Below are 9,523 nucleotides of genomic sequence, written 5' to 3' on the forward strand. Positions count from 1 at the left end.
CACTCTTGTCCAAATTAGCGCTGCCGTACCGAGTCCCGCTGGGTAATGAAGAAGGCTGAGTCTCTGATAAGTTGAGTTTTCCCAAAGCCAACAAGTCAGAGGAGGACTCAGCCTTGAGCAAAGTATGCAGCATTTTCTCGCAGATTTTGCAGCTCATTTCACGAACCGGTTTTGAGGCGGCGGTGCGCCAGCACAAGGCGGAACGGCATGCACGCGGGTTCAGCAGTTGGGGGCAGTTTGTCGCCATGCTGTTCTGCCAACTGGGCGCGGCCAAGTCGCTGCGCGAGATTTGCGGCGGGCTGGCCGCCAGCGAAGGAAAGTTGCGGCATTTGGGCTTGCCGCAGGCGCCTCCGCGCTCCACGCTGGCCTATGCCAACGAGCACCGGCCCTGGGAGCTGTACCAGGACGTGTTCCACCAACTATTAACCCAATGCCAAGCGCTCGCCGTGCAGCAATCCGGCGGGCGGCGCAAATTCCGCTTCAAGCACAAGCTGATCAGTCTGGACGCCACCGTGATCGACCTGTGCGCCAGCGTCTTCGACTGGGCGCGCTTCTGCCGCACCAAAGGAGCGGTCAAGTTGCACCTGCTGCTGGACCACGAAGGCTTTCTGCCCTGCTACGCGGTGATCACCGACCGAACCAGGAGATCAGCGGCGGTCGTCAGAACTTTCGTCGGAATGCAGCCGACATTCAGGCAGGTGCCGCCGATGCGTTCTCTCTCGATCAAGACGACGCGTGCTCCACGCTGGGCAGCGACCAAGGCCGCGACATAACCAGCGGGTCCACCGCCAACAATGGCGACATCAGCGACTTCGCGTGTGTTTGGCATGATCGATCAGCGCCGCGTCGCTGGCTCCTCGGCCTTCATAGCTGCAGTCGCTAGCCAACTGACAATCTCGGCAACCTGAGGTATGCGGCCGGCGGATTTGATCTCACCGTTGATCACCACGCCAGGTGTCGCCAGAATCCTATAGGCCATAATCTCCCTGATGTCCTCCACCTTTGAGATCGTGGCGGGAGCGCCAAGCTGGGTTACTGCTTTTTCCGCTTCTGCGTAAAGCCGCTTACAGTTGGCGCAGCCCGGTCCAAGAACCTTGATTTCGATGTTCACCTTGATCTCTCCTTTACGACCTGCATGGCGCAGGTGAAAAAGTTGCAGACGCATGGCGTGAGCAGGCGGTAGTACACCTGATTGCCCTCACGCCGGTCCTCGACGATCCCGTTGGCGCGCAACAAGGCCAAATGCTTGGAAACGGTCGAGACGTCGGTGCCGACGAGCTCCGTCAGTTCTCCAACGGAGCATTCGCCCCGGTTCAGCCGATCAACAATCATCAGTCGCGACTCATTCGCCAGCGCCTTAAGCACCCTGGCTTGCGTTCGAAAGACATTACGGTTGCTCATGTTCTTATTATTTGGTCAATTGGCCAAATTACCAAGTTCTATTCATTGCTAGCGCCTCACAAGAAAGAACGCATTCCGATCAGGATTCGTTACGAATAAATTCTTCGAGGCGCGAACGGATCTGATTGCGGACCGCCCGAAATACAACGGGTTGCCGTTCTGCTGACGCCGCAGCCTGATCTTCAAAGCTGTGGTGAATGCGGTGTCCACTCCCCGGGAAGATCGGGCACGCCTCTCGGGCGTTGTCACAGACGGTGAACACGTAATCGAACTGTTGACCGCTGAACTCGTCGACAGACTTCGAGTGCTGATGTGATATGTCGATCCCTAACTCGGCCATCGCCTTGACGGCGTTTGGGTTTAACCCGACCCGCATGGTCCCTGCGCTGAAGACCTCGAAGCGGTCACCGGCCATATGCCGAAGCAAGCCCTCCGCCATCTGGCTCCTGGCTGAATTGCCGGTACGCAGAAACAGGACGCGTTTCTTCATCGCGCCGCCCCCACAGTCTGCCGTTCGCCGGCCGGGAACCAATGCCGCGTCCGGTTGCACACGTTGCATACCGAGAGCATCACTGGCACCTCAACCAGCACACCGACAACCGTCGCCAGTGCTGCACCCGAACCGGGCCCAAACAAAGCTATGGCGGTGGCAACGGCGAGCTCAAAGAAGTTGCTCGCCCCAATCAGGGCGCCGGGAGCAGCGACCGAGTGCTCCACTTTCAGCAGTTTCATCAGCCCGTAGGTCAGGCTGGAGTTGAAGTAGACCCGGATCAGGATCGGGATGGCGATCAGAAGAACGTGGAAGTAGCGCCCGGTGATGTTCTCGGCTTGGAAAGCGAAGATGCAAACCAGCGTTGCGAGCAGCGCGAGGATCGTAATGGGACTGAATTTCGGCAAGAGTTGTTGTTCGAACCATTGCTTGCCGTGAGTTCGTGTGAACCACGCTCGGAGCGTCACTCCAACAGCGAGCGGAATGACGATGAAGGCGATGACGGAATAGAGCAGAACGATGAACGGTACGGTCAGCGAAGATGCGCCCGCAACGAGAAAGCGGACGATTGGCGCAAACAGGAACAACATGAGCAGGTCATTCACCGAGACCTGCACCAATGTGCAAGCAGGGTCACCGTCGGTCAGGTAGCTCCAGACGAAGACCATCGCGGTACACGGTGCGGCGGCAAGGATGATGACTCCGGCGATGTACTGGTCGGCATCGGCAGGGCTGATCCAGGCGGCAAACAGGTGACGGAAGAAGATCCAGCCGATGAGGGCCATCGAGAACGGCTTCACCAGCCAGTTCACAAACAGGGTGACGAGCAGCCCGCGCGGCTTCTGGCGCACATCGAGGATGGCGCCAAAATCGACCTTCATCATCATCGGGATGATCATCAGCCAGATCAGGACCGCGACCGGAACGTTGACCTGGCTGCCTCGGCCGAATTCCATGCTGCGGAGGCTGCGAACGATTCCCGGCGCCCACGTCCCAATCGCCAGCCCTGCAACCATGCAGACCCCGACCCACAAGGTCAGGTAGCGTTCGAAGAAGTTCAGCCGCTTGGGTGCGGCCACTTCCGGCGGATTCTCGATTACCGTTGACATGACCTATTCCTCTTCCGGTTCGACACGACTAAACGCTGGCTGCCGTGCCTTGCTTGGAACGGTGAAGCGCTGCGTACGGGCGCCATTCCGATCCAGTCAGACACAGATCTCGGTCGGTTACCACGCCCATAAGACTCCGATTCCACAGCTCTTCCACTACCAGCAAAAAGCCGATGTCGTGCTCTCGTAGCATCCGGGTGGCATTCCGTAGACTGGTTATGCGACTGCAGGTAATCGGAGATCGCATCATCACTTCGCTGACTCGCATCCAAACACCTCCTCCCCACCTGTGCAGCTGCGAAAGTCGCGTTCATGGCTGCATGGTGACAAGTTCTTCGACTTTATGAGCAGTCACGCGGCGTCTTTCCATGCCGCCAACGCCAGCTCCCGTATTAGCAGCTCGCGTTCCTCGTACAGTTCGGCCACTTCTTCGCGCGTTTGTTTGTGGGATTCACTCCTTGCACCGTTCGGGCCCGATTCAGACTCCTGCAGGTATTCCTCAATTTTGCGAAGTCGCGCCTGAATTTCGGCTCCAGTTTTCAAATCCATAACACCCCCTATCAGACCGCATTAGCGGAGGCAGGGTTATTTCGCACTCGCCGGCTCCTGCACAGCCTTATCGCCGACTGGAGTCAGTTGTTGTTGAGTGAACGCTTCGACTTCATTCACGATCCGTATGAATGCCGTTCTCGATGCGCTCTTCGCATCGGCACTGACGAATGCAACCCCACCATCACCGGAACTCACGATCTGCGCGTCCAACGGAATCTGCCCCAGGAAGGGCACCTTCATTTCGTCCGCCAGCCGCCTGCCGCCACCGCTGCCAAAGATCTCTGCCTTTGAACCGCATTGCGGACATACGTAGCCGCTCGTGTTCTCCACAATTCCGGCAACGGGAAGATCTGTCTCCCGGCAGAATGTGACACATCGCCTCACATCATTGACGGCAACATCCTGCGGAGTGGTGACCATCACCGCAGCGGCCGGACGGCCGACTAGTTGAGCCACGCTGAGCGGCTCATCACCCGTACCCGGCGGCGAGTCGATGACCAGGAAGTCGAGGGCGCCCCATGCCACATCCGAAAGAAATTGCTGGATCAGGTGGAATTTCAGCGGTCCACGCCAGATCACAGCGTCCGTGCTCTTCATGAGAAATGCAGCCGAAATTACCCAGAGCCGTTCACGGGCGTGAACAGGAAGCATCCGCCCACCACACGGGGTAATCTTCTCTCCCGTAATACCCAGGAGCTTCGGGATGCTCGGACCGTGAATGTCCACATCCAAAAGGCCGACTGTGTGTCCCTGATCGGCGAGAACTACAGCGAGGTTAGCGGCGACGGTGCTTTTTCCGACGCCGGCCTTCCCGGAAAGTACAACTACCTTGAAGCGAACCAGTTGCATTTGCGCCTGCAAGCGGCGTTGGAGTTCCTGCCTCTCCTCGGCGCGAGTATTTTTATCGTTAGTAGTTTGAAGTGCCGCCATATAACCTCCGCGCTCGCTACGCCGCCTCGGCCATGACACTCGTCGCCGAGCCTGCGATCCATTTGGTGACGAGGCGCACGATATTGGAGTACTCGCGCTTGCCGATCACCTCTCGCACACCTTGAAGCCGAAGAGAGCCGTTTTGCGCTCCCTGCACGCCTCTCGTCTGCATAACAATGCATGGCACGGTCTTGCCGCTCTGTCTCAATGCCTCCAGAATCTCGGCGCATTCCGCGTCGGGCAGATGTTCTCCCAGCAGGAAGAGATCGCATGTCTGCGCCTGGACCAGACGCAAAACATCACGCCCCGGGTCTTTTCGATCGCGATGAGAACCTCGGGGTCGAGGTCAGCGATTAGCACCCGCTTTCTGCGCTGCTTCATGTCTGCGCTCCGAACCGGTGCCGATGCTGCTGTCCGCAGCAGCCGCGTTCACGGCCGTCTCCGCTTCCGCGCGATTTCGCTGAACCACACCCGCGCCCTTTTCGCTCACGGCGGCGTGCGCCGCCTTCAGTATGCGTGGCTTCATTGACAGCCGACAACTCGCCCCGGCTCAACCGCTCAACGAGTTCCGGAACCGGAACATCGGAGGGAGCGAGCCAGCCGCGGATGCCGGCCGCCTGCAGATGCCCAAACGCGCCGGGCCCGATCTCGGTGAAGACGGCATCCGTGCAGCTGCGGCTCGCCATGATGTCCACCACCGCTCGGCCGGTGAGGCCGGTGTTTTGCTCGAATTTGATCTCGCCTGTATCGTCGTCGCGGATCAGAACCCACTTTGCAATTCCGAAGTGAGGCGCCCCGGCCAACACTAGGAGGAACTGGCGTAAGCCGGAGGCAGGATGACTGTCACGATTGAGGCTCGGAATCAGATCGGCCGAGCCGATGTAGAGGAAGCTGGCAGCTGACACTGCGAGCAGGTACGGCATCGCGCGCGACGTTTGCCCCACTGCAATGTAGGCGAGCCCCGCCCCCAAGAGCGTCGCGGTGGCGGAGAGCGAATTCAGCAGGAAAGCTTGCAAGCGGCGATATCCGCTATGCAGGAGGACGCCGAAGTCACCGACCTCTTGCGGCAGTTCGTGCGCCATGACGGCCAGCGTGGTGGAAACGCCCAGTGGCACGGACTCCAGAAAGGCACCCGCAATCACGACTCCGTCCACGAAGTTGTGGAACTGTTAGATGTAATATACACTTAGATGCGAGATACGTCCAGAGTGACAAGCGGCTCAGAAAATGCACAGCCGTCCAGCAGTTGAGGTGATGTCATGTCGCACGTATTCGGCCCGATACAATCCCGGAGGCTCGGCCGATCCATGGGAATCGACCTCGTGCCCCATAAGACTTGCAACTGGAACTGCGTGTACTGCCAGCTGGGGCGCACGATCCCGTTGACGAACGAACGCCGGCAGTACCGGTCCACGCAAACCGTCCTGTCAGATTTCCGTCGAGCCTTACACGAATGCCGCGAAAAGGTTGACTGGATCACCTTTGTCGGATCGGGCGAGCCGACATTGCACATTGACCTCGGACACCTGATTCGGGAAATCAAGGACCTGACCGACATCGCAGTAGCGGTGATCACCAACGGCTCGCTGCTCTGGGATGTGGACGTAGAGGGAGAAGTGGCGATGGCCGATGCTGTGCTTCCCAGCCTCGATGCCGGCGACGAGGCCATCTATCGCGCCATCAACCGACCGCATCCAGACCTGACGTACGACTCGCTCGTTCGTGGTCTGCGGGGCTTCCGCCGGTACTACAAAGGAAAGCTCTGGGTTGAGGTGATGCTGGTTGCGGACATGAATGATACGGAGCCCGCTCTGCTGGATTTGGCCAAGGCACTTCACGACATTTCACCCGATGAGGTGCACATCAGCACGCCTTTCCACGCCACGGCAGAGCATTGGGTACGCCAGCCCACGGCGGAGGCGACGGCGCTGGCGCAAGCGATTCTGGGCGAAAAAGCGAAAGTGCTGGCACCTGTTTCGGCGGACGTGAACCTCGATAAGGATCGCGCCGCGGAGGCAATCGCAGACGTTATCACCCGTCATCCCTTGCCCGAGGACGAGGTGCGAGCCACGTTTGCTGGTTGCCTCCAAGACGCTAACGAAGGCGTGCAGCGCCTCGGTGCAACGGGGACTCTCCAGCGCGTCTATCGCGAGGGCCGCTGGTTTTGGTGTCCGGCTGGAGCAACGTACGCTGACGCACACGTCAAAAAGGAAAAGAAATGAACGCTATGCTCCGCAGCGAAACTGACCACTGCACTTACCGGGGGAATGTCGAATGAGACGCTTCCGGCGAAGATACTACGACGTGTTCTCCACGTTCTATGACCGCTTTGTTGCGCTTCACTCCCGGGACAAGGGCGGGCTGGCGAGGAGGTTTTTGGCGGACCAGGTTGCAGCCCGCAGCTGCGGGTCGGTGCTGGACATTTGCACCGGTACGGCTAGTCTTCTTTCGGTCCTGCAAGAGAAAGTCGGCTGCGGTGGTCACGTGATTGGATTGGACTTCTCTCACGGAATGCTGCGCGTGGCGCGCAAAAAGACGAACCAGTTCGCGAACATCGCTCTGGTAGAAGCCGATGCAGGCTGCCTCCCGTTTGCCGCGGTGGTATTCGACGCCGTCACCTGTTCGCATGCGTTTTATGAACTCAAGGGTGAAGTCCGTGAGCGGGCGCTGGGGGAAATCGTTCGCGTGCTGAAGCCAAACGGGGCCTTTCTGATGATGGAGCATGATGTGCCCGCGAATCCCGTTGTGCGGCTGTTGTTCTACCTGCGCCTCGCTTCGATGGGCGCGGCTCAGGCGGTTAACTTCCTGCGCCATGAACGGGAGGAATTGCGGGCGTATTTCGGCACTGTTACGCAGATCGTTGCCCCTGCCGGAAAATCGAAAGTTCTGGTGTGTCGCAAGGAGGCGCGATTTGCCGCAGCGGTGTAATCTACACTTAGATGCGCGGTGGGGTATCCGTACCCAAAGGAGAGTCTATGCGACATGCTGTTTGTCCGCGTCATGGAGGTGAGCACCCGTGCACCTGTGCGATGGGCAACGTGTACCGTTTTGTGGAGCCTGTCGTGCTGTTGATGTTGAAAGAAAAGGGCCGCTCCTACGGCTACGATCTCGTCTCCAATCTCGCGAACTACGCCTTGACGGACGCCCAGATCGAGGGGGCGGCGCTGTACCGCACACTGCGCCGCCTGGAAGAGAACCGGTACGTTGTGTCCAGTTGGGAAACGCGCAACGGAGGCCCGGCGCGCCGCGTATACACGCTCACCAAGGCGGGGGAACAGCATTTGAGCGAGTGGGGCGAGGTGCTGGGCAACCTCGGTTCCGCCATGTCGCGCTTTGCGAAGCGCTTGAATCACAACGGCGCTGCGCGCGCAGGCTCGCGGCGATCGTAGGCACTGCTTTAGGCGCTGTATCGTTCCTGGTCGGCTTTAACCTCGAATAGCTGGTTCATTTGCGGGCATCCGCTCCATCGCCGAGGTCACGGCGATGCCGAGGCGCCTGATTCCTTCCCAAATTCGATCCGGCGTCGGGTGCGAGAAATTCAGTCGCAAATTGCGGCAGTCCGGCCGCTTGGTCGCGTAAAACGAATCGCCGGGCACGAACGCCACCCGCTCCCGTACCGCGGCTTCGAACAGTTCTTGCGCATCGAGCCCTTCTGGCAACGTGACCCACAGGAACAGACCGCCTGCTGGTCTAGTCCACGTGACGCCTGGCGGGAAGAACTCCTCCAGGGCGGAAAGCATCGTGTCCCGCCGCTCGCGGTACACGGCCCGGATCTTCTTCACGTGTTCTTCCAGGAACCCGTCGCGGGCGACCTGATACGCCACCATTTGCGTAAAGGTGCTAGTGTGCAGGTCGGCGCCCTGCTTGAGTTGCACCAGTTTGCTGATCACGTCGGCAGGCGCAACGATCCAGCCCAAGCGCAGGCCGGGAGCCAGGGTCTTTGAAAACGTGCTGAGGTAGATCACATTGCCCAACTTGTAGCCTCTGTCGCTTCGCACGTTTTCGCGGTCGATCACCACCAGCGGCGCAATGTGATCCCCCTCGTTGCGAAGCTGGCCGTAGGGATCGTCCTCGATAATGGGAGTACCATATTTCTCGGCGAGCATCACCAGTTCATGCCTGCGACCTCTGATAACGTCACACCCGCCGGGTTTTGAAAATTGGGCAGCACGTACATGAATTTTGGTCCGGAGCGAAGTGCTTCCTCCAGCAACTCGGTGCGCAGCCCATCGTCGTCAACGGGAACTTCAACGTACTCCGCCCCATACGCGCCAAACGCCTGCAGCGCGCCCAGGTATGTCGGAGCTTCGAGCAGCAAGTGGTCCCCGGGGTTGATGAGCAACTTTCCAATCAGATCGAGCGATTGTTGCGAGCCCGCGGTAATCAGGACGTTCTCCATGCCGGCCTCAATGCCGTACCGAGGGACATTGGCGGCAATCATTTCGCGCAGGGGCGTATATCCCTCCGTCGCGCTGTATTGCAGGGCCGAGCGGCCTTCCTCGCGCAGCACCCGCTCACAAGCATGCCCGAAGCGTTCGATTGGGAACACCTCCGGGGCTGGCAGGCCGCCGGCAAAGGAGATAACGTCCGGATGTTGAGTGAGCTTAAGCAACTCGCGGATCGCAGAACTCTTGATCGCGTGCGTGCGCTGAGCGTAGCGGAATGACCAGGGTGTGGACACTTTACGCCTCTTTGACGATCCTAATCGGATTCGCGACCCGATGCGGCGGTCGAGAATCGACTGCCATTGCCGGCATGGTTCCAGAAATCACTACTGTCCGGTTAAAAGTTGAACAGAATCAGTTGGTTGACGTTTTGGGTGAAATTGGCGTCGGCGTCGATGGTCTGAAGGGCGCATAAAATGGGCGTTTTCTCGAAAAGCGTGAGGCTGAGAATCTGTAGAAATGGGGTATCTACTTCACTCAGGTAGCCCCTATAGGTTGTGGTTGGCCGTCGTCGCCTTAGCGAAGCCCTTCACCATCGACTTGTACGGCGCTGGTCCCACCGCTACGGCTTGCTCGGCGAGGCGCAGGAAGAGCTT

13 protein-coding genes and 1 pseudogene are annotated in these 9,523 nt (G+C 59.2%); 3 read left to right on the forward strand and 11 right to left on the reverse strand.

Annotated elements, in window-relative coordinates; genetic code table 11:
- Positions 1–616 precede the first annotated feature (616 nt).
- From LAN64_20390 to LAN64_20435, 10 genes are all read right to left on the reverse strand, one after another.
- Complete coding sequence (locus LAN64_20390; protein ID MBZ5570186.1) at positions 617–829, reverse strand: FAD-dependent oxidoreductase; 213 nt, start codon at positions 827–829, stop codon at positions 617–619.
- Between the two features lie 6 nt (positions 830–835).
- Positions 836–1,165 carry a thioredoxin family protein gene (locus tag LAN64_20395; protein ID MBZ5570187.1) on the reverse strand — a complete coding sequence of 110 codons (330 nt, stop codon included), beginning with the start codon at positions 1,163–1,165 and terminating at the stop codon, positions 836–838.
- A complete protein-coding gene (locus tag LAN64_20400; GenBank protein MBZ5570188.1) occupies positions 1,108–1,401 on the reverse strand; it encodes a metalloregulator ArsR/SmtB family transcription factor in 294 nt (97 codons plus the stop codon). The genes LAN64_20395 and LAN64_20400 overlap by 58 nt, the downstream gene beginning before the upstream one ends.
- A 79-nt stretch (positions 1,402–1,480) precedes the next feature.
- Positions 1,481–1,891 carry an arsenate reductase ArsC gene (locus tag LAN64_20405; protein MBZ5570189.1) on the reverse strand — a complete coding sequence of 137 codons (411 nt, stop codon included), beginning with the start codon at positions 1,889–1,891 and terminating at the stop codon, positions 1,481–1,483.
- Positions 1,888–3,000, reverse strand: coding sequence for an ACR3 family arsenite efflux transporter (gene arsB / locus LAN64_20410; GenBank protein MBZ5570190.1), 1,113 nt, complete (start codon positions 2,998–3,000; stop codon positions 1,888–1,890). Before arsB ends, LAN64_20405 begins: the two co-directional genes overlap by 4 nt.
- Positions 3,001–3,028: 28 nt before the next feature.
- Positions 3,029–3,268 carry a CBS domain-containing protein gene (locus LAN64_20415; protein MBZ5570191.1) on the reverse strand — a complete coding sequence of 80 codons (240 nt, stop codon included), beginning with the start codon at positions 3,266–3,268 and terminating at the stop codon, positions 3,029–3,031.
- Between the two features lie 83 nt (positions 3,269–3,351).
- Complete coding sequence (locus tag LAN64_20420) at positions 3,352–3,549, reverse strand: hypothetical protein (GenBank protein ID MBZ5570192.1); 198 nt, start codon at positions 3,547–3,549, stop codon at positions 3,352–3,354.
- Between the two features lie 36 nt (positions 3,550–3,585).
- A complete protein-coding gene (locus LAN64_20425; protein ID MBZ5570193.1) occupies positions 3,586–4,482 on the reverse strand; it encodes an Mrp/NBP35 family ATP-binding protein in 897 nt (298 codons plus the stop codon).
- Positions 4,483–4,498: 16 nt separating this feature from the next.
- Positions 4,499–4,777 carry a hypothetical protein gene (locus LAN64_20430; GenBank protein ID MBZ5570194.1) on the reverse strand — a complete coding sequence of 93 codons (279 nt, stop codon included), beginning with the start codon at positions 4,775–4,777 and terminating at the stop codon, positions 4,499–4,501.
- 82 nt (positions 4,778–4,859) lie between these two features.
- Positions 4,860–5,636, reverse strand: a complete 777-nt coding sequence (locus tag LAN64_20435; protein ID MBZ5570195.1) for a ZIP family metal transporter — start codon at positions 5,634–5,636, stop codon at positions 4,860–4,862.
- Positions 5,637–5,741: 105 nt separating this feature from the next.
- Here LAN64_20435 and LAN64_20440 point away from each other — a divergent pair, with 105 nt between their 5' ends.
- From LAN64_20440 to LAN64_20450, 3 genes are all read left to right on the forward strand, one after another.
- Complete coding sequence (locus LAN64_20440) at positions 5,742–6,704, forward strand: radical SAM protein (GenBank protein MBZ5570196.1); 963 nt, start codon at positions 5,742–5,744, stop codon at positions 6,702–6,704.
- Between the two features lie 82 nt (positions 6,705–6,786).
- Positions 6,787–7,410, forward strand: a complete 624-nt coding sequence (locus tag LAN64_20445; protein ID MBZ5570197.1) for a class I SAM-dependent methyltransferase — start codon at positions 6,787–6,789, stop codon at positions 7,408–7,410.
- A 110-nt stretch (positions 7,411–7,520) separates the two neighbouring features.
- On the forward strand, positions 7,521–7,871 hold the full coding sequence (locus tag LAN64_20450) for a helix-turn-helix transcriptional regulator (protein MBZ5570198.1): 351 nt from the start codon (positions 7,521–7,523) through the stop codon (positions 7,869–7,871).
- 36 nt (positions 7,872–7,907) lie between these two features.
- Here LAN64_20450 and LAN64_20455 read toward each other — a convergent pair.
- Positions 7,908–9,163: pseudogene (locus tag LAN64_20455) on the reverse strand (PLP-dependent aminotransferase family protein).
- Positions 9,164–9,523: the final 360 nt, after the last annotated feature.

The sequence above is a fragment of the Terriglobia bacterium genome (assembly GCA_020073185.1).
Lineage (GTDB): Bacteria > Acidobacteriota > Terriglobia > Terriglobales > Acidobacteriaceae > JAIQGF01.

Bases quoted from the DNA above. Each gene is read 5' to 3' on its own strand.
- LAN64_20390 (MBZ5570186.1), bottom strand. From the start codon at position 829: ATGCCAAACACACGCGAAGTCGCTGATGTCGCCATTGTTGGCGGTGGA.
- LAN64_20440 (MBZ5570196.1), top strand. From the start codon at position 5,742: ATGTCGCACGTATTCGGCCCGATACAATCCCGGAGGCTCGGCCGATCC.
- LAN64_20395 (MBZ5570187.1), bottom strand. From the start codon at position 1,165: ATGCGTCTGCAACTTTTTCACCTGCGCCATGCAGGTCGTAAAGGAGAG.
- arsB (MBZ5570190.1), bottom strand. From the start codon at position 3,000: ATGTCAACGGTAATCGAGAATCCGCCGGAAGTGGCCGCACCCAAGCGG.
- LAN64_20405 (MBZ5570189.1), bottom strand. From the start codon at position 1,891: ATGAAGAAACGCGTCCTGTTTCTGCGTACCGGCAATTCAGCCAGGAGC.
- LAN64_20415 (MBZ5570191.1), bottom strand. From the start codon at position 3,268: ATGCGAGTCAGCGAAGTGATGATGCGATCTCCGATTACCTGCAGTCGC.
- LAN64_20420 (MBZ5570192.1), bottom strand. From the start codon at position 3,549: ATGGATTTGAAAACTGGAGCCGAAATTCAGGCGCGACTTCGCAAAATT.
- LAN64_20425 (MBZ5570193.1), bottom strand. From the start codon at position 4,482: ATGGCGGCACTTCAAACTACTAACGATAAAAATACTCGCGCCGAGGAG.
- LAN64_20400 (MBZ5570188.1), bottom strand. From the start codon at position 1,401: ATGAGCAACCGTAATGTCTTTCGAACGCAAGCCAGGGTGCTTAAGGCG.